17 protein-coding genes and 1 rRNA gene are annotated in these 18,396 nt (G+C 62.7%); 14 read left to right on the top strand and 4 right to left on the bottom strand.

Features of this window, described 5'->3' with window-relative positions; all coding sequences use genetic code 11:
• Window positions 1–86 precede the first annotated feature (86 nt).
• Window positions 87–205: ribosomal RNA gene (rrf, locus tag HU144_RS16255) — 5S ribosomal RNA — on the top strand.
• A 150-nt stretch (window positions 206–355) separates the two neighbouring features.
• On the opposite strand, the gene HU144_RS16250 is transcribed toward rrf, so the two are convergent.
• Complete coding sequence (locus HU144_RS16250) at window positions 356–955, bottom strand: GNAT family N-acetyltransferase (protein WP_235352213.1); 600 nt, start codon at window positions 953–955, stop codon at window positions 356–358.
• A gap of 194 nt (window positions 956–1,149) precedes the next feature.
• On the opposite strand from HU144_RS16250, the gene gdhA reads away from it, so the two are divergent.
• On the top strand, window positions 1,150–2,496 hold the full coding sequence (gdhA, locus tag HU144_RS16245; protein WP_198395086.1) for an NADP-specific glutamate dehydrogenase: 1,347 nt from the start codon (window positions 1,150–1,152) through the stop codon (window positions 2,494–2,496).
• Window positions 2,497–2,623: 127 nt separating this feature from the next.
• Here gdhA and HU144_RS16240 read toward each other — a convergent pair whose 3' ends face one another.
• The gene (locus HU144_RS16240) at window positions 2,624–3,139 is read right to left on the bottom strand and encodes a flavin reductase family protein (protein WP_235352212.1); all 516 of its coding nucleotides are present in this window, start codon (window positions 3,137–3,139) and stop codon (window positions 2,624–2,626) included.
• A gap of 31 nt (window positions 3,140–3,170) precedes the next feature.
• Between HU144_RS16240 and HU144_RS16235 the strand changes: the two genes are divergently transcribed.
• Window positions 3,171–3,425 (top strand): DUF3039 domain-containing protein, encoded by a 255-nt coding sequence (locus HU144_RS16235; protein WP_096160529.1) that lies wholly within the window; start codon window positions 3,171–3,173, stop codon window positions 3,423–3,425.
• Window positions 3,426–5,207, top strand: a complete 1,782-nt coding sequence (locus HU144_RS16230; protein WP_198395088.1) for a DEAD/DEAH box helicase — start codon at window positions 3,426–3,428, stop codon at window positions 5,205–5,207.
• Window positions 5,208–5,258: 51 nt separating this feature from the next.
• Here HU144_RS16230 and HU144_RS16225 read toward each other — a convergent pair whose 3' ends face one another.
• Window positions 5,259–6,578, bottom strand: a complete 1,320-nt coding sequence (locus HU144_RS16225; RefSeq protein WP_235352211.1) for a nicotinate phosphoribosyltransferase — start codon at window positions 6,576–6,578, stop codon at window positions 5,259–5,261.
• A 52-nt stretch (window positions 6,579–6,630) separates the two neighbouring features.
• Between HU144_RS16225 and clpS the strand changes: the two genes are divergently transcribed.
• From clpS to HU144_RS16175, 10 genes are all read left to right on the top strand, one after another.
• Window positions 6,631–6,936: an ATP-dependent Clp protease adapter ClpS gene (gene clpS / locus HU144_RS16220; protein ID WP_143921017.1), complete on the top strand. Its 306-nt coding sequence runs from the start codon at window positions 6,631–6,633 to the stop codon at window positions 6,934–6,936.
• Between the two features lie 3 nt (window positions 6,937–6,939).
• Entirely contained in the window at window positions 6,940–7,515 is a 576-nt protein-coding gene (locus HU144_RS16215; protein ID WP_235352210.1) for a DUF2017 family protein, read from the top strand.
• Window positions 7,512–8,333, top strand: coding sequence for an MBL fold metallo-hydrolase (locus HU144_RS16210; RefSeq protein WP_235352209.1), 822 nt, complete (start codon window positions 7,512–7,514; stop codon window positions 8,331–8,333). The genes HU144_RS16215 and HU144_RS16210 overlap by 4 nt, the downstream gene beginning before the upstream one ends.
• A gap of 108 nt (window positions 8,334–8,441) precedes the next feature.
• Window positions 8,442–9,164 carry a ribonuclease PH gene (rph, locus tag HU144_RS16205; RefSeq protein WP_198395092.1) on the top strand — a complete coding sequence of 241 codons (723 nt, stop codon included), beginning with the start codon at window positions 8,442–8,444 and terminating at the stop codon, window positions 9,162–9,164.
• Window positions 9,161–9,766 (top strand): RdgB/HAM1 family non-canonical purine NTP pyrophosphatase, encoded by a 606-nt coding sequence (rdgB, locus tag HU144_RS16200; protein ID WP_235352208.1) that lies wholly within the window; start codon window positions 9,161–9,163, stop codon window positions 9,764–9,766. The genes rph and rdgB overlap by 4 nt, the downstream gene beginning before the upstream one ends.
• 181 nt (window positions 9,767–9,947) lie before the next feature.
• A complete protein-coding gene (locus tag HU144_RS16195) occupies window positions 9,948–11,450 on the top strand; it encodes an ABC transporter substrate-binding protein (protein ID WP_235352207.1) in 1,503 nt (500 codons plus the stop codon).
• A 13-nt stretch (window positions 11,451–11,463) separates the two neighbouring features.
• A complete protein-coding gene (locus HU144_RS16190; RefSeq protein WP_235352206.1) occupies window positions 11,464–12,411 on the top strand; it encodes an ABC transporter permease in 948 nt (315 codons plus the stop codon).
• Complete coding sequence (locus HU144_RS16185) at window positions 12,408–13,310, top strand: ABC transporter permease (protein ID WP_235352205.1); 903 nt, start codon at window positions 12,408–12,410, stop codon at window positions 13,308–13,310. The genes HU144_RS16190 and HU144_RS16185 overlap by 4 nt, the downstream gene beginning before the upstream one ends.
• On the top strand, window positions 13,303–15,117 hold the full coding sequence (locus tag HU144_RS16180) for a dipeptide ABC transporter ATP-binding protein (protein WP_235352204.1): 1,815 nt from the start codon (window positions 13,303–13,305) through the stop codon (window positions 15,115–15,117). The genes HU144_RS16185 and HU144_RS16180 overlap by 8 nt, the downstream gene beginning before the upstream one ends.
• A 52-nt stretch (window positions 15,118–15,169) precedes the next feature.
• Window positions 15,170–16,570 (top strand): amidase, encoded by a 1,401-nt coding sequence (locus HU144_RS16175; protein WP_235352203.1) that lies wholly within the window; start codon window positions 15,170–15,172, stop codon window positions 16,568–16,570.
• 116 nt (window positions 16,571–16,686) lie between these two features.
• Here HU144_RS16175 and HU144_RS16170 read toward each other — a convergent pair whose 3' ends face one another.
• Complete coding sequence (locus HU144_RS16170; protein ID WP_235352202.1) at window positions 16,687–18,351, bottom strand: hypothetical protein; 1,665 nt, start codon at window positions 18,349–18,351, stop codon at window positions 16,687–16,689.
• Between the last annotated feature and the right edge of the window lie 45 nt (window positions 18,352–18,396).

Genomic DNA, 18,396 nt, shown 5'->3' with positions numbered 1-18,396 from the left:
GGTGTTCGCGTTCGCTGTACGGTTCTTGGACCGCTACCCACCCTTTTGAGCATTTGGTTGTTCGGGTGGTGGTGGTTTGTTGGTTTTGCGGTGGTGATAGTGGTGGGGAAACGCCCGGTTAACCGTTCCGATCCCGGTAGCTAAGCCCATTCGCGCTGATGGTACTGCAACTTGGTGGTTGTGGGAGAGTAAGTGACTGCCGCAATATTCTTTATATGGGGAGGCCATCCTGTCGTTGACAGGGTGGCCTTCCTGCATTCATGGGGGAGTGTTTCTGGTTGGCTGTGATGGTCGGTGAGAGCAGGCCCCCTTTTGCAATTCACAGGCACTGACGGTCAGGCGTACGGGTGTGCGCTCATGCAGGGGCGAGTCCCAGGAAACGGCGAACCTCCTCGGTGCCGGCGACCTCCACTGGATCCGGACCCCGGACGATGTCCGAAGCTGCCAGAAGCAGTTGGTGTTCGGGGTGAGCAAGCCCGTCCTGTGCGATGATGGTCTTGACCCCGTTGGGGGAGTACCCGAGCTTCTCTGAGACTCTGCGGCTCGCATCATTGCCCTCGAAATATCCGGAATGAAAGACGGAGGCATCGAAATGATCGGCAAACGCCGTCACGGCAGCCCTTCGCATCTGAGTGCCGTAGCCCTTGCCCTGCTCTTGCAGGGCCAGCCACGAACCTGTTGAGACTGACCGGGTGCGGACGAAGTCTTTCGCGCTGACCCCCTGCACGCCGACAACTCGACCGTCGACCCTGACGGTGAACTCGATTGTCCACTCATCGACTCGGAAGTTCGCCCGTGTGCTCCATTGATACTGAGCGATTGACCGTGCAATTTCCTCACTGGTGCCCGAATCCCAATTGATGAGAAAGGCCGGTTTGCCGTGCCTGCGAACACCACCAGCGGCGATAACGGCCAATTCCGGATAGTCGGACTCGCGCACGGGTGACAATTCCATATCGCCGCACGTAATTCTCAAGGCAAAAGGCGGCCAGACTTCTTCTAATTCCATATGTCGAGTCTAAACTCGTCATGGTTGCGGGAACGGCAATTTCCGAAACTCGCATTATATCAAATGTGCGCCCCGACACCGTAGTGTCCATTATTCGGGCGTATCAGCTCATGTTATGCGGATCACGGTAAGTTGATCCCATGAGCTTACATCCATCACTGCAGCCAATCTTCGACACTGTGCTCCATCGCAATCCCGGAGAGTCGGAGTTTCATCAGGCGGTACAGGAAGTTCTCCATTCCCTGGGCCCTGTCGTTGACAAACACCCTGAATACCTCGAACTCTCAGCTTTCGAACGCCTCTGCGAACCGGAACGGCAGATCATCTTCCGGGTGCCGTGGATCGACGACCAGGGAGTCGTGCAGATCAACCGTGCATTCCGAGTTCAGTTCAACTCTGCTCTTGGCCCCTACAAGGGCGGTCTGCGTTTCCACCCATCGGTGAACCTGGGAATCGTGAAGTTCCTCGGCTTCGAACAGATCTTCAAGAACGCCATCACAGGTCTGCCCATCGGCGGCGGCAAAGGCGGCTCGGACTTCGACCCGAAGGGGCGCAGCGACCTCGAGGTCATGCGCTTCTGCCAGTCATTCATGACTGAACTCTCCCGGCACATCGGCGAATACCGTGACGTCCCGGCTGGCGATATCGGGGTCGGCGGCAGGGAGATCGGCTACCTGTTCGGGCAGTACAAACGGATGAAAAACGAGTACGAAGCCGGAGTTCTCACCGGCAAAGGTCTGTCCTACGGGGGCTCCATGGTCCGCACCGAAGCAACCGGCTTCGGCGTCGTGTACTTCCTCAAGGACATGCTCGCCGCAGCTAAGAAGAACATTGACGGACGGACTGTTTCGATCTCAGGGTCTGGCAACGTCGCTGTGTTCGCAGCAGAGAAGGTCGAGGCCTTCGGCGGCACCGTGATCACCATGTCGGATTCTGCCGGGTTCATCCATGATCCTGATGGAATCGATACGGAGATCGTCAAGCGCATCAAGTTCGAAGAACGCGGTCGGATCTCCGAATACGTCGACGAACGCGGCGGCCGTGCCAAGTACTACGCAGGCGGCAACGTCTGGGACATCGAGGTCGACGTCGCGCTTCCCTGCGCTACCCAGAACGAACTCGATGAGGAGTCCGCGAAGACTCTCGTCCGCAATGGCGTCATCGCCCTCGCAGAAGGCGCGAACATGCCCTGCACGCCAGAGGCGGTGAGGACCTTCTCCGAGGCCGGTGTGCTTTTCGCACCCGGCAAGGCAGCCAACGCCGGTGGCGTGGCCACCAGCGCCTTGGAAATGCAGCAGAACGCCAGCCGCGACACCTGGGACTTCGACTTCACTGAAGCTCGTCTGGCCGAGATCATGGGAGACGTGCACGACAGCTGCGCCGCTGCGGCCGCAGAGTTCGGTTCACCCGGTGACTACGTTGCCGGGGCCAACATCGCCGGCTTCATCCGGGTCTCGGAAGCGATGCTGGCACAGGGCGTCGTCTGACCCAAGCGACCAGGCGCAGACAGCCTCGGGACCGAGCAGCGCACAGCGGCCCTCCGATTCTCAGACAGCTTCGCACGAAGCTGTCTGAGAATCGGAGGGCCGCTGTCGTTGGTCTGGCTGCCTCGGGTCAGCGGGGTCCGATAGATCCGTAGGCCTTGCGCCACCTCAGCAGCGGTTTGTCCTTGCTGCTTTTCTCGCCGGCTCCCAAAGATACGACCTCCCCGACGACGAGGCTGTGTGTGGCCACTTCGAGGATCTCCGTGGTCCGCAGCTCGAACCAGGCGATCGCATTCGTGAGCACAGGCTGACCCGAATGGGGTGCAGGAAAAGTATCGATGCCTTTGAGTGATCCGTAGAGGGGCTGTCCGGAAGCGCCCAGGCGTTCGGAGATGTCCCGCTGTGATGAGTTGAGCACGGAGATGGCGTAATGCTCACTCGTCTCCAGCGTCTCCATCATGCGCGACCCGCCATAGATGCTGACTGCCATCGTCGGCGGATCATAGGACACGTCGAGGAACGAGTCGACGGTGATCGCGTGCAGGGCATTGCCGCGCTTGGCGGAGATCACAGCCACAGCAGCAGCAATATCGTCGCTGAGTTCGCGATAGCGTTCTGTGAGGGAGTCCTCGTGAGTTCTGTCCATGGCACTCATTCTAGGGAACTACAATGGAGCCATGACCTATCCAGCATCAGGTGGTTCAGCAACAATCGAGCGTGAGCAGTCCGAGCAACTTGTTGAACCCGGAGACCACGAACGTTTCAGCCACTACGCACCCAAAGACAAGATCATGGAATCCATGGTCACGGGCACACCGCTGATCGCCCTGTGCGGAAAGGTGTGGGTGCCTACCCGAGACCCCGAGCGGTTCCCCGTATGCCCGCGTTGCAAAGAGATCTACTCCACGATGTCTGAAGGACCTAAGGAGTAAATGGCCGCGGAACGTCTCCCAGGGACATCCGCCGCCGAACAACTGCCACCGGCCTTTCCCGAGCGTGCTGCTTGGGGAACGGCCGGAAAGTTGCGCGCCTGGCAGGCTGAAGCCCTGGAGCAGTATTTTCGGGAGCAGCCGAAGGATTTTCTCGCGGTTGCGACACCGGGCGCAGGCAAGACGACATTCGCTCTGCGAGTCGCTGCCGAGCTATTGGCGCAGCGCGTCGTCAACCGAGTCACCGTCGTCGCACCCACAGAACACCTCAAGGTGCAGTGGGCTGATTCCGCCTCCCGCGTCGGCATCAAACTCGACCCGCACTTCAAGAACGCCCAAGGCAAGCACGCCCCCGGTTATCACGGTGTGGCCATCACCTACGCGCAGGTGGCCGCAAAACCGGTGCTGCACCACAACCGCACTGCGGCAGGCCGCACCCTCGTCATCCTCGACGAGGTCCACCACGGAGGTGACGCACTGTCATGGGGCGATGCCGTGCGAGAGGCCTTCGGTCCCGCCGTGCGCAGACTCTCCCTGACCGGTACCCCCTTCCGGTCGGATACCTCACCGATCCCATTCGTCACCTATGCTCCCGACGAGAACGGAATCCGCACCTCGGTGGCCGACTATTCCTACGGCTATGGGCGGGCACTCAAGGACTCCGTCGTCCGACCCGTCCTGTTCCTCACCTACGCCGGCACCATGTCCTGGCGGACCAAGGCCGGCGACGAGATGTCGCACGTCCTCGGTGAAGAGACGACGAAGGACATCAACTCTCAGGCGTGGCGAACTGCTCTCGACCCCGGCGGCGACTGGATCCCAGCCGTGCTCAAGGCAGCAGACCGACGCCTGACAGAGGTCAGGCGGACCGTGCACGACGCCGGAGGCCTCGTCATCGCCACCGACCAGGACAACGCTCGAGCCTACGCCAAGGTGCTGCGTGAACTGACCGGCGAAGCACCCACAGTCGTCCTCTCCGACGAAGCAGGAGCTTCGGCACGGATCGAGAAGTTCCAGAACTCCACCGACCGTTGGATGGTCGCCGTGCGCATGGTCTCCGAAGGCGTTGACGTGCCGCGACTGTGCGTGGGGGTCTATGCGACCTCTTCGGCGACTCCGCTCTTCTTCGCTCAGGCCATCGGACGTTTCGTGCGTGCACGCAAACGCGGTGAGACGGCGTCTGTGTTTCTGCCCTCCGTCCCGATCCTCCTTGCCTTGGCCAACACGATGGAAGTTGAACGTGACCACGCCCTCGACCGGCCGAAGAATGAGGACGAGAACGATGTCGTCGTCTTCGACGACCAGGCCATGGAGCAGGCAAATCGCGAAGAGGGGGCCTCGGACCAGCTGGGCTCGTTTGAGGCACTGGGCGCCGAGGCGCTCTTCGACCGGGTGCTCTTCGACGGCGGCGAGTTCGGCACAGGCGGAGCGATCGGTTCCGAGGATGAACTCGACTTCATCGGCATACCCGGACTTCTGGAACCCGACCAAGTCCACGAACTGCTGCGGACCCAACAGGCGCGTCAGGCGAAACGGAAGACGGATGCTGCACCGCCAGCACCAGAACCCGAGCTGAGCGAACTCGACCACAGGGCGATGAAAGAGGAGCGCAACCAGCTCCAGAGCCTCGTCGGTGCCTGGTCGCGCCGCACGGGAACGCCACATGCGACAGTCCATGTCGAGCTGCGCAAAGCGTGCGGAGGTCCCGCAGTGGCACAGGCGACCCAGGAGCAGATCCAAGCTCGGATCAAGAAGCTGCAGGGCTGGTTCGTCGGCAAGAAATGACGCCTCACCGACTTTATGGGGAGACCTCAGCTCGACTGGGTCAGGGCCCGGTCATTTGGGGTAGAACACAGTCGGGATCGCCGGTTCGCCGTCCTGCATGCGACGGGCCGAACGTGGCAGCTCGGCCAAGGACTCATCATGCCGAGCGCAGGCCTTCGTGACTCCCGCGGCACCGATATAGGACTCGTCGATCTCACCGTCGACGACGAGGTCAACGGTCAACGATCGGCCATCGCCGAGGTCGTCCGGCAGGGTCGGGATGCCGACGGCCTCTTCGACCGCGATCGCACCATCGATGAGGCGCAGAGCGTCCTTGTGTCCTCCGCGTGAGGGTTTGCCGGTGGAATTCTTTGCCACCGAGGTCCATGCCCCCGACTCGTCGGCACGAGCCACGAGCTTGTACACGAGTCCGGCCGCCGGAGCACCCGAGCCGGTGACCACTCGAGTTCCGACGCCGTAGGAATCGACGGGGGAGGCAGCGAGAGCAGCGATCGCATATTCGTCGAGATCGCTGGTGACCGTGATCGTCGTATCGTGAGCGCCGAGGCGGTCGAGGCCGGCACGGACTTCGCTGGCCTGCTCGACGAGGTCGCCCGAGTCGATGCGCACCCCGCCCAGGTTCTCGCCAGCCAGGCGCACAGCCGTGGCCAGCGCCTCCTCGACGTCATAGGTGTCCAGGAGCAGCGTCGTGTCGGTACCTAAGGATTTGAGCTGAGCGGCGAAGGCCTCCTGCTCCGAATCGTGGAGCAGAGTGAAGGAATGAGCGGACGTGCCGATCGTGCGCAGGCCGTACCTGAGTCCGGCGGCGAGATTCGACGTCGACGCGAAACCGCCGATGACGGCCGCGCGCGCAGCGGCGACCGCGGCATGTTCGTTGGTGCGGCGACCACCCATCTCCGCGCAGGGCCGATCTCCTGCCGCCTGGGCCATTCGCGAGGCCGCCGAGGCGACCGCACAGTCATAGTTCATCGCTGAGAGGATGAGCGTCTCGAGGATGACCCCCTCTGCGAAGGTGGATTCGATCGTCATCAGCGGCGAACCCGGGAAGTAGATCTCGCCCTCCGCGTACCCGCGGATGCTGCCTGAGAAGGAGTAGTCGGCCAACCAGTCGATGGTCCTCGAATCGACGATCTGCTCACGGCTGAGGAACGAGAGCTCCTCGTCGCCGAAGCGGAAGTCCCGGAGCATCTCGAGGATGCGGCCAGTTCCGGCAACGACTCCGTAGCGCCGACCGGCAGGCAGGCTGCGGCCGAAGACTTCGAACAGGCTTCTGCGGTGAGCGGCGCCTGATTCCAGGGCTGCCTGGACCATCGTCAATTCGTACTGATCGGTGTAGAAAGCCGTCGAACCGGACCGTGTGAGATCACTCATAGGCGCGATACTACGTCACGACAGCGTCAGTGTTCTGCCGTAAGGTGGAAACGTGAGCAATCCAACGACTCCAGTTCTGGAGCCGGACGTCGACATTCGACCGGCGACAGAACAGGCAAAGCCATGGAAGACCGTCGTCTTCAACGACCCCGTCAACCTCATGAGCTACGTCAGCTACGTGTTCCAAGCCTACTTCGGATATTCGACCGAAAAGGCGCATTCGCTGATGCTTGAAGTCCATGAGAACGGTCGCTCCGTCGTTGCCACAGGCGGACGTGAAGCCATGGAGAGGGACACCCAAGCCATGCACGAGTACGGTTTGTGGGCCGCGTGCCAACCTGAAACAGGATCCGACTGACATATGGCAGCAATTGACGCTCGTGGGGACGATGTAGTCCTCAAACTCGAGGACAACGAACGATCCCTCATGCTCACCGTATTCACCGACCTGGCAGCGCTCCTGGCAGAAGACGACAACGAAGACGGACGTCCAGATTCGGAGAACTGGGAGGCACGCCTGGGACTGGTCGACCGGCCACGGCCACAGGACCCGGCGCTGCTGCGCCTCTTCCCTGACGTCGACCCGCTCGATGAGGAACGTTCGAAGGAGTTCCGGCGCCTCACTGAGTTCGACCTGCAGCAGGCGAAGGCCCATAACGTGCGCATCGTTCTCAACGGTCTGGCCAAGGGCCCTTCGATCGCTTTGAGCCACGATGAGGTTCTGGCCTGGATGAAGGGCCTCAACGACCTGCGCCTGGTCCTGGCCGTGCGCATAGGCATCGACACGGAGGAAGCTCAAGAGGAGAAATATGCTCATCGGGACGACCTTGACGAGTCCGAAGATCTGACACTGACCCTGTACGACTTCGTGACCTGGATTCAGGACCGACTCACGACCACCTTGCTCAGCGATCTGCCGGGGGACGACGACGAATGAAACTCACTGCCATCGGCACAGCCGGCTCCTTCCCCGGGCCCAATTCGGCTGCCAGCTGCTACCTCATCGAAACCGACGAGGAATCCCCGACGCGCATCGTGCTCGACCTCGGTTCCGGGGCGCTGAGTCCCTTGCAGCGTGCCGTCGACACGGATGGGCTGACCGCGGTCGTACTCAGCCACCTGCACCCCGACCACTGCATGGACATGACCGGGCTGTACGTCAAGCACTGCTACGATCCGAAGTTCTTCAACGGCAATATCTCCGACACCGGATCGATCCGCACGAGGACGAACGTCCTCGCCCCGGCCGGCGCACAAGAACGACTGACCCGGGCCTACTACACGGACCCCGGGAAGTCCCCAGTCGCCGCCAGCGCACATGACACTGACCTCAGCCATGCCTTCGACTTCGCCGACCTCGACCACGGGACCAGCCATCAGGTGGGAAGCCTGCAGATCGAATCCTTCCTCGTCGACCACCCGGTTGAGGCCTACGCCCTGCGAATCACAGACGCCAAGGGCGCGGTGATCACCTATTCCGGTGACAGCGACGAATGCGACAACCTCGTCGAAGCGGCCCGCGGAGCAGACCTGTTCCTCTGCGAAGCTGCCTTCCAGGAAGACCGCGACAGCGCTCGCGGCATCCACCTCACCGGCAAACGTGCTGGCCGAGTTGCTCAGGCCGCAGATGCCAGATCCCTCGTCCTGACTCACATTCCCTCCTGGACGGACTGCTCCATCGTCCGTGGCGAAGCCGCCCGCGAATACCGTGGGCCCATCGAACTGGCCAAACCGGGCAACAGTTGGACCGTGTGAACCACCGCAGCGATCGACGCCGACGGGCCCTCTGAAAGACCAGCCTGAATTCCCTGAGACCAGATCAGATCAGCAAAGATCAGCACCGACTACCGAAAGAGGCACACAGTGCGCGCAGACGGACGAACCGCCGATGAACTCCGCGAAGTGACCATCACCCGCAATTGGATCAACACCGCCGAAGGATCCGCCCTGGTGGAATTCGGCAACACCCGCGTTCTGGTTGCGGCTTCGCTGACCGCGGGCGTGCCGCGTTGGCTCAAGGGCCAGGGCCGAGGCTGGGTCACCGCCGAATACGCGATGTTGCCGCGCGCCACGGATTCGCGCAACACCCGTGAGTCCGTCAAGGGCAAGCTGGGTGGACGCACACATGAGATCTCGCGGCTCATCGGCCGCAGCCTGCGTGCTGTCATCGACCTCGAGAAGCTCGGCGAGAACACCCTCGTCCTCGACTGCGACGTCCTCCAGGCCGACGGCGGCACTCGAACCGCTTCGATCACGGGTGCCTACGTGGCACTGGCCGACGCGATCGACAAGGGTCGTTCAACGGGAATCATCCCCGCCGCGAACAACCCGATCAAGGATTCGATCGCCGCGATCAGCGTCGGCATCATCGACGGTGAGCCCGTCCTCGACCTGCCCTACGTCGAAGATTCGCGTGCCGATACCGATATGAACGTCGTCATGACCGGCAGCGGAGCGTTCGTCGAGGTCCAGGGCACCGCCGAAGGTGCCCCCTTCGACCGTGAGGAACTGGGTCGCCTGCTCGATCTCGCGGCCAAGGGCTGCACCGACCTTACTCGCATCCAGACCGAGGTTCTGGGCAGATGAGCACCTTCGTGCTGGCCACCCACAACGATGGGAAGAGGCGCGAACTTCTCGCGATCCTCCTCCCCGCGTTAGGGGAGGACACCCACGTTATGACCGCCGCCGAGGCGGGTCTGGGCGACATCCCGGAAACCGGAGTCACCTTCGCAGAGAACGCCCTGATCAAGGCCCGGGCCGCAGCGCAGGCCACCGGCCGCACCTCCATCGCCGATGATTCGGGGATTGCCGTGGACGTTCTGGGCGGGGCACCGGGAATCTTCTCCGCCAGATGGGCGGGCCGACACGGAGACGATCGGGCCAACCTCGAGCTTCTGCTCGCCCAGCTGTCCGACATCTCCAGCGAACATCGCGGGGCGCAGTTCCGCTGCGCTGCCGCAGCAGTCACCCCGGACGGCCACGAATTCTCAGCCGAAGGAGTCATGCCAGGACGTCTGGCCACGAGCCCATCAGGGGAGCACGGGTTCGGCTATGATCCGATCTTCATTCCCGACGGGGGCGACATCAGCGCGGCGCAGATGACACCCGAGGAGAAGAACTCCCGGTCACACCGGAGGGTCGCCTTCGACAAGCTCGCAGCAGTCCTTGCCGCACAGGCAGGGCTCTGAGACGGGATCGTCGAGCTCCGGACAGGTGCCGGAGTCTGCTCGTTCGCTTTTCCACGATATGAACTCCGGCGCTTCAGCTGGTGAGAACTTCCGCTAAACTGACGAGGCCGGTGCACATCTGTGCAACGTCCGGCCAGAGAAGACGTATGAGCCAGTGTGGGTTCGTGAATTTGGGAGAGCGATGAAGACTCCGCGTGTCAGTTCGTGGATGGCAGCCGTGGTTGCCTCGAGCCTGTTCCTGGCAGGCTGTTCGGCAGGAGCTTCGGACTCCGGCGAGCAGGCGAAGAAGGACTCGATGACTATCGCCTTCACCGCTGAACCCGTCAACCTCGATTTCACCTCCACCTCGGGGATCGCCATCCCTGAGGCACTGATGGAGAACGTCTACGAATCTCTCGTCCGCGTCGACGGTGAGGGAGAGATCCAACCGGGCCTGGCCGAGGACTGGGACGTGTCCGAAGACCGCAAGACCTACACCTTCAATCTGCAGAAGGGTGTGAAGTTCTCCAACGGCGCCGACCTCACAAGCGAGGACGTGAAGTTCTCCTATGAACGAGTGCAGAACGATTGGAAGAACGCCCTGAAGTCCAAGATGGACGTCGTCGACTCGATCGAGACCCCCGATGACCTCACGGTCAAGATCTCACTCAAGAAGCCCTCGAACACGTGGCTGTTCAATATGACCAGCCTCGTCGGAGCCGTCTTCGACACCAAAGGCACCGACGACCTGGCCAACGAAGCCATCGGCACAGGACCCTTCGCCATCGAGAAATTCAGCCGCGGTCAGTCGATCGACTTCGCAGCACGCGACGACTACTGGGGTGAGAAGCCGGCAGTCAGCAAGGTTCAATTCAAATACTTCAAAGACGCCGTTTCGGCCTCGAACGCCTTGAAATCCGGAGAGATCGATGTCGTCTCCAATCTCCAGGCCCCCGAACTGGCCGGCGAATTCCAGAGCAGCGACTACCAGATCATCTCCGGCACCACGAATGGTGAAGTCGTGCTCTCGATGAACAACGCGAAGGGCATCTTCAAAGACAAGAAGGCTCGCGAGGCGGTCATGCATGCCATCGACCGCAAGGCAGTCCTCGACACAGCATGGGCCGGCTACGGCGAGCTCATCGGCTCGATGGTCCCGCCGACCGACCCGTACTACGAGGATCTGACAAAGGTCTGGGACTACGACCCGGCGAAGGCCAAAGATCTCGTCAGGGCAGCCGGCATCGAGGGGGAGACGTTCGCCTTCACCGTGCCGAACCTGCCGTATGCGAAGGCGATCTCCGAGATCGTGTCCGCGCAGCTCGCCGAGGTCGGACTCAAGGCCGACATCGAGACGCAGGAATTCCCCGCGGTCTGGCTGGACAAGACCTTCACCGAGCACAAGTTCGACATGTCGGTGATCAACCATGCCGAACCCCGTGACATCCTCACCGTCTTCTCCAACGACTACTACATCGGCTACGACGATTCGAAGACGAAGAAGATCGCGGAGAAGGCCGACACCGGCACAGAAGAGGAATATGTCTCAGGGATGAAGGAGATTGCGAAGACGATCACCGAAGACGCTGCCTCGGACTTCCTGTTCCTGTTCCCGAACCTCGTCATCGCCAAATCCGACGTCGCCGGAATCCCCGCAAACAGGGTCTCCGACTCGTTCCGGATCGCGGATCTGAGCTGGAACTGAAGTACCCTCACCCATGATCACCTATGTGGCCAACCGTGCGATCCAGTTCGTTCTGGCGCTGATCGTCGCCTCGGTGGTGGTGTTCGCACTCATGAGCATCCTGCCCGGCAACGCCGCGCAGGTCGCCCTGGGAACGAACGCCACACCTGATGCGGTGGCGGCTCTCGAAGCTCAGTACGGTCTCGATCAGCCGCCGCTCATCCGCTACTTCAATTGGGTCGTGGGCATGCTCAGCGGCGACTTCGGAACCTCATATGTGACTGGGGCCGCGATCACCCCGGTCATCGTCGGCAGCGTCCAGGTCACCGCGATCCTCGTGATCGCTGCGATCATTCTCGCGATCGTCATCGCCGTTCCCTTGGGCACCTTCGCCGCTCTTGAACAGCGCAACTGGATCGGAGTCACGATCTCCGCGCTGAGCCAGATCGGCATCGCCGTGCCGAACTTCCTGGCCGCCATCATCCTCGTCATCATCTTCTCACTGACGCTCGGCTGGTTCCCTTCCCAGGGATGGATGGCCCCGGTCGAAGGATTCGGCGGGTTCCTCATCCGTCTGGTGCTGCCCGTCGTATCTCTGGCACTCGTCCAGGCCGCGATCCTCACCCGGTACGTGAGATCGGCGGTCCTCGACGTCATGCGTGAGGACTACATCCGCACCGCCCGGGCCAAGGGCCTGACCCGAACCAAGGCCCTGTTCGTCCACGGACTGCGCAACGCCGCCATCCCCGTCATCACCGTGGCCGGAGTTCAGCTCGCGACGCTCCTCGTCGGTGCCGTCATCATCGAACAGATCTTCGTCATCCCCGGCATCGGCTCCGAACTCGTCCGAGCCGTGGCCAACCGCGACCTCGTCACAGTCCAGGGAATCGTCATGGTCCTCGTCTTCCTCGTGCTCATCATCAACCTCATCGTCGACGTGCTCGTGCCCGTCGTCGACCCTCGGATCAGGAACGCGTCATGAGCGGGAACCCGAGCACCACCTCGGCGGGGGATGCCTCTGTGGATCGGGGCAGACGCGCGAAGCTTCGGCTCAACGCCTCGATGATCATCGGTGCCGTCCTCATCCTTCTCATCGTCGCGCTCGCATTCCTGTCCTTCGTGTGGACCCCCTACGATCCCAGCGCAGTCGATCCGGCCGCACGGTTGCAGTCATCGAGCCCCGAGCACCCCTTCGGCACCGACAAATTCGGTCGCGACACCCTGACGTGGATCATGTACGGTGCCCGAATCACCCTCATGGTCGGAATCGTGGCCGTCGGCATCGCCGTACTCATCGGCACACCCATCGGCATCATCGCCGCGGTCTTCGCACAGTACCCGTGGGGTGCGTGGCTGAGCGCCGTGATCATGCGCGCCAACGATATCCTGCTCGCCTTCCCTGCACTGCTGCTGGCGATCGTCTTCGCCGCCGTCTACCAGCCGGGCACGGGGCCGGCCATGGTGGCCGTGGGAATCGCTGCGATCCCCGGGTTCGCCCGCGTCGCCCGCTCCGGCACGATGCAGGTGCTCGCCTCCGAATATGTGCGAGCGGCCAAGGCCTCGAACCGGAGCGCCCCAGCGATCGCCGTCGTCCACGTCCTGCCCAATATCGCCGGCATGGTCATCGTGCAGGCCTCTGTGGCATTCGCGATCTCCGTCCTCGCCGAGGCGGGCCTGTCCTTCCTGGGACTGGGCACGCAGGCTCCCGTGCCGTCCTGGGGACGGATGCTGCAGGAGTCCCAGCAGTTCCTGTCCACCCAGCCGCTGTTGGCGCTGTGGCCCGGACTGTTCATCGCCCTCGCCGTGCTCGGGTTCAACCTCCTCGGCGACGGACTCCGCGACCGATTCGACCCGAAGATGGAGGCCCGCGGCAATGGCTGAGAACCTGCTCGAGGTCCGTAACCTCACCATCACCCCAGCAGGCGCCGAGGCCTCTGTTCTCCACGACGTGTCTCTGAGCCTGGCCCCCGGTGAGAGGGTCGGACTCATCGGCGAATCGGGGTCGGGGAAGTCACTGACGGCACAGTCCGTGATGGGACTGCTGCCCGAAGAGCTGCGGGCCCAGGGCACCGTGTCGCTCCAGGGCTTTGCCGGAAACATCCTCGATGCGAAGGAGAGGACCCTCGCCACGATGCGTTCGGACCTCGTGTCCATGGTGTTCCAGGAGCCGATGAGCGCACTCAACCCGCTGATGCGCATCGGCGACCAGATCGCCGAGGTGCTTCGCATCCATGGTGAAGTGGCCCGCGGTGACATTCTCGGTCGAGTCCTCGACCTGCTGACAAGCGTGCACATGCCCGATCCGAACAGTGCCCGCTACGCCTACCCGCACCAGATGTCGGGCGGTCAGCGACAGCGTGTGATGTTGGCGATCGCCCTGGCGAACTCGCCGCGGCTGCTCATCTGCGATGAGCCGACCACCGCACTCGACGTCACGGTGCAGAAGCACATGCTCGATCTCATCTCCGAACGCGTCGCCGCCGTGCAGGCAGGACTGCTCTTCATCACCCACGACCTGGCCGTCGTCGCCGGAGTCTGTGACAGAGTCATCGTCATGTACGCCGGTCGCATCGTCGAGACTGGCAGCGTGGCCCAGATCTTCACCAACCCAGCGCACGAATACACGCGCGGACTGCTGGCCTCCTCTGACCTTGAGGCCACCGACGCGCACGGTAAGCTCTTCACTCTCAAGACTGCACTGTCATACGCGGGACCGAATGACGAGGCGAGACAGATCGATGGGGCCAGACCGATCGACGAAACAGGGGCGGGTGAGGAGGTTGCGGCGGACGACGAGGACGAGCAGTCCTCCGCGGCTGATCGGCCGGCCGATGTGCGAGAGCCGGCACCCGCCTCGGCGGGGGAAGCATCCACAGGCGAGGGATCCGCACCGCTCATCGACGTCAGCGGAGTCTCGAAGCACTTCCGCTCGCGAGGCCTGCTGCTGCGGCGACGCTCCCCGGTTCGCGCACTCGATGACATCAGCTTCAGCGTCGCTTCCGGGCAGCGCCTGGGAATCGTGGGGGAATCGGGGTCGGGCAAATCGACCTTGCTCAACCTCCTCTCCGGATTGGATCGTCCGACCTCAGGGCATGTTCGGGTCGGCGACATCCGTGTGGAATCGGCGAGCTCATCGGCGCTGAGGTCGCTGCGCGAGGATCTGCAGATCGTCTTCCAAGACCCCTTCGCCTCCCTCGACCCCCGCATGCGGGTCGAAGACATCGTCTCCGAACCCCTCATCGCCCGCGGTATCGCACGAGAGGAGCGACTCGCCAGGGTCGAGGAGATGCTGCTGGCCGTGGATCTGGACACGAAGGCGATGCGCCGCTATCCGCACCAATTCTCCGGCGGACAGCGACAGAGGATCTCGATCGCCCGGGCGCTGGTGACCCGGCCGCAGATCCTGGTCGCCGATGAACCCGTCTCCGCCCTCGACGTCTCCGTGCGCTCCCAGGTCCTCAACCTGCTCACCGACCTCGTCGATGACTACGCGCTGACCCTGCTCTTCGTCTCCCACGACCTCGGCGTCGTCAGACACCTGTGCTCCGACGTCATCGTCATGAAGGACGGGCACATCGTCGAATCAGGGTCGACCGAGGACATCTACGCCCACCCGCGTGAGGAATACACACGCAGCCTCATCGCGGCCACCCCCAGCCTGGCCGGAGCGCTCGCCTCAACCACCTGAGCCCGCCCCCTGCGCCACTGACCTCACGATGCCACAGAAGAAAGGACGGCAGATGAGCCACACCACGCTTGCCGACCACACAGCAGAAGCCATGACCAGAGGCTACACCTCGGGAGACTTCGATCCACTCGAGGTCCTCTCCGCAGTCGTGGACCGGATGGACGAATGCGAACCCGTCATCAACGCCCTCCACCACCGCGACGATGAGCGCTCACAAGCTGCGGCAGAAGCCAGTGCCACCCGTTGGCGCGAGGGCCGATCTCTGGGCCCCCTCGATGGGGTCCCGGTCACGATCAAGGAGAACGTCGCACGCAGGGGAGTGCCGATGCCCAGCGGGCATGCTTGGGTCGAAGTGCCGGTGTCGACGCACGACGCCCCGATCACGCAGCGCCTCGAAGAGGCCGGCGCGGTCATCGTCGGATCGACGACGATGCCCGACTGGGGCATGCTCTCCTCCGGCGTCTCCTCGCTGCACGGCATCACCCGATCACCCCTTGACCCGAGCCTGACCACCGGAGGATCCAGCGCAGGGGCAGGCGCCGCTGCCGCTGCCGGCTACGGTCCCATCCACATCGGCTCCGACATCGGAGGATCGATCCGCCTGCCCTGCACCTGGTTGGGACTGGCTGGCCTCAAACCCAGCTTCGGGCGGGTTCCGCTCGATGCCCCGTATATGGGCAGGTGCGCCGGGCCGCTGGCCAGGACGATGGCCGACGTCAAGGCCGCGATGGATATCATCTCCGCCCCCGACGACCGTGACTACTCCAGCCTGCCGGTCTCCGCCGACGAGGCTTCCGACCGTCCCGACTTCGACCCGAAGGGGCTGAAGATCGGACTCCAGCTCGATGCGGGATGCGGAGAACCCGTCAACCCGGAGATCGCGTCCACCATCGCCGAGGCTGCTGACCGCTTCGCACAAGCCGGAGCCGTCGTCGACACCGTCACCCCGTTCATCGATGATGAGCTGCTCAGAGACATGGACCTGTTCTGGCGTGTGCGCTCATGGAGTGACCTCCATGCCCTGCCGGTGGAGGAACAGGCTCTCATCCTGCCCTACATCCAGCAATGGGCCCAGGGAGGGGCCGACGTCACGGGACTGCGCCTCATGGAGTGCTACCACAGCGTGCAGGAGATCAGACGTCGCAGCGTGGCAGCCACAGCAGCCTACGACCTGGTCATCTCGCCCGTCTCACCCGACGCAGCATTTCCAGCAGAACAGCCCATGCCCTACCCGAAGGTTCACGAACCGATGGGACACATCGGCTTCACCATGCCCTACAACATGTCGGAACAGCCAGCAGGCACCGTCCTGGCCGGTTACACGAAGGACGGGCGCACCATCGGCGCCCAGATCTCGGGACGTCGCTTCGCCGATGAGCTCGTGATGGCGGCCGGCTCCTGGTTCGAACAGACGGCAGGAGTGCCGGCGCCTGGCCGGGCTTCGATGAGCTGACGACGACACAAAGGAGGGCCTGAGTTCTGCAGAACTCAGGCCCTCCTTGCTGCGCGTACTCACTGTGGTGGGACCACCTCGGCGAGAGCGTCGACGAACGTCATCGACGAATCGAATCAGAAGTCGAAGAACTCAACCGAGAGCTTGTCCCCGTCGATCTTGACGCTGCCGGAGACCGACAGCGTGTTGCCGTTGGAGAAGTACGAGGAACCGGCCTTCTGGCCCTGCACAGTGAAGTCGAACTTGCCCGGCTTCTTGGTGAAGAACGAACCGGTGTTCGTGTCACCTGAACCGAAGCTCGCCTCAACCTCCGGCATGTCCTTCATGTCCCACTTCGCGGTGTTCTTCTTCGCCAGATCAGCCAGCTTCTTATCGGAGCCGCCGACAGGGATCTCAGTCGGATCGAACTTGATGAACTTGCACTTGGGCTTGATGTCCTTATTGTCGAAGCACTTCTTGAGCTCCTTCTCGACCTGCTTCTGAACTTCCTTCTGGAAGGCACCAGTCGGTGCGAGATCAAGATTGAGCGTCGTCGGAGCGGCCTCTTCGTTGTTCGGCTTATCACCCGGGGCGAAGGCCTGCGGGAAATTCACCGCTGCAGTGTCTTTGGCTTCACTGACCCATTTGCTTTTGGGGATCGAGAATTCGTAGTTGCCCGGATAAACCGCGAATGAGGTGGTGCCCGCCTTTGCCTTGTAGTCGTTACCATTGACGCTGAGGCCATCGGACGCAGGGATGTCGAGTGCGATGACGTTGAGCGCAGGCCCGGTCAGCGACCACTTGTCGAAGAAGAGATCCTGTTTGCCATCCTTCTTCGCCTTCAGCTCGACGTTGTATTTGGTGCCGTCGAGATCGTAGGAGACGACGACTGTGCCCTTGTCACCATCGACCTTCGAGGACTCGACCTTTGCATTCTCGACCTTCGCCGAGGACGCGTCGGTGAAATCCTTGGACAGGAGGTCCAGATTCGTTCCCTCCGGACGAGGAGAGGGCGCGATCTTCTCAGCCGCAGCGAAGTCGCCCTTGCTCAGAGCCGATACGTAGTCCTCGGCAACCTTGTCGGGGCCATAGTTGTTCTTATTCACCGTGTTGACGACGAGGAACCCGACGAGGACGAGAATGATGACGAGAGCCACCGCACCCAGAGCGATGAAGAGAGGCATCCTGCTCTTCTTCTTCTCAGGGTTGGCGTCGGCACGCGTAGCGGTGGCTGCGGAGCCGGCGAATCCAGGAGCCGGCGCCGGCTGTGGGATCGCCTGGGACTGGCCGGGGCCCGATCCCGTCCGTTGTCCGTTGGGACCCGAGCCGGTCTGGTACTGGCCGGATGGACTTGGCTGGCCTGGCTGACCTGGCTGACCGGACTGATAGGGCGAATTCTGTGCCGAGCCCGACTGGTACGGTCCGCCTGGGTAGGGTGCGCCGCCCTGGTACTGGCCGGGCTGCTGCTGACCACCGGGCTGCTGCTGGCCGCCGTTGTAGTTCGGAGCCTGATTCGAGCTGGCCTGCTGCACTTCTGGACGCGGCGGCTGTGACTGCTCGGGCGGGGAGGGCTGTTTGCTGTTGGGCTGATCGTTTGCAGCGAATGGAGGAGCCTGATCATCCCGGTAGGATGGAGCCTGTTCGGGACCGCGGGCAGGCGCCTGCGAGCCGGAGCTGCCTGTGTCCACCGAATCACCAGTGCTGTTGTCCGCCGACGTCTCCGAACCCGATCCCGTTCTATTGTTCTCGGGTGGGTTCTTGGGAGGTGGCGGGAAATTCGGTTCGTCGTTCCCGTTGCTCATCGTTGGATGCATCCTTCTTGTCTACAAGCGTGTCCTGGCGCAATT

This window comes from Brevibacterium sp. UCMA 11752 (assembly GCF_021532235.1).
In the GTDB taxonomy this organism is placed as follows: Bacteria; Actinomycetota; Actinomycetes; order Actinomycetales; family Brevibacteriaceae; genus Brevibacterium; species Brevibacterium antiquum.
This window is presented reverse-complemented; position numbering and strand designations above follow the sequence as displayed.

What these genes read in the sequence shown, in the direction of transcription:
- HU144_RS16250 (WP_235352213.1), bottom strand. Translation starts at nt 955, where the DNA reads ATGGAATTGTCACCCGTGCGCGAGTCCGACTATCCGGAATTGGCCGTT.
- gdhA (WP_198395086.1), top strand. Translation starts at nt 1,150, where the DNA reads ATGAGCTTACATCCATCACTGCAGCCAATCTTCGACACTGTGCTCCAT.
- HU144_RS16240 (WP_235352212.1), bottom strand. Translation starts at nt 3,139, where the DNA reads ATGGACAGAACTCACGAGGACTCCCTCACAGAACGCTATCGCGAACTC.
- HU144_RS16235 (WP_096160529.1), top strand. Translation starts at nt 3,171, where the DNA reads ATGACCTATCCAGCATCAGGTGGTTCAGCAACAATCGAGCGTGAGCAG.
- HU144_RS16230 (WP_198395088.1), top strand. Translation starts at nt 3,426, where the DNA reads ATGGCCGCGGAACGTCTCCCAGGGACATCCGCCGCCGAACAACTGCCA.
- HU144_RS16225 (WP_235352211.1), bottom strand. Translation starts at nt 6,578, where the DNA reads ATGAGTGATCTCACACGGTCCGGTTCGACGGCTTTCTACACCGATCAG.
- HU144_RS16215 (WP_235352210.1), top strand. Translation starts at nt 6,940, where the DNA reads ATGGCAGCAATTGACGCTCGTGGGGACGATGTAGTCCTCAAACTCGAG.
- HU144_RS16210 (WP_235352209.1), top strand. Translation starts at nt 7,512, where the DNA reads ATGAAACTCACTGCCATCGGCACAGCCGGCTCCTTCCCCGGGCCCAAT.
- rdgB (WP_235352208.1), top strand. Translation starts at nt 9,161, where the DNA reads ATGAGCACCTTCGTGCTGGCCACCCACAACGATGGGAAGAGGCGCGAA.
- HU144_RS16195 (WP_235352207.1), top strand. Translation starts at nt 9,948, where the DNA reads ATGAAGACTCCGCGTGTCAGTTCGTGGATGGCAGCCGTGGTTGCCTCG.
- HU144_RS16190 (WP_235352206.1), top strand. Translation starts at nt 11,464, where the DNA reads ATGATCACCTATGTGGCCAACCGTGCGATCCAGTTCGTTCTGGCGCTG.
- HU144_RS16185 (WP_235352205.1), top strand. Translation starts at nt 12,408, where the DNA reads ATGAGCGGGAACCCGAGCACCACCTCGGCGGGGGATGCCTCTGTGGAT.
- HU144_RS16180 (WP_235352204.1), top strand. Translation starts at nt 13,303, where the DNA reads ATGGCTGAGAACCTGCTCGAGGTCCGTAACCTCACCATCACCCCAGCA.
- HU144_RS16175 (WP_235352203.1), top strand. Translation starts at nt 15,170, where the DNA reads ATGAGCCACACCACGCTTGCCGACCACACAGCAGAAGCCATGACCAGA.
- HU144_RS16170 (WP_235352202.1), bottom strand. Translation starts at nt 18,351, where the DNA reads ATGAGCAACGGGAACGACGAACCGAATTTCCCGCCACCTCCCAAGAAC.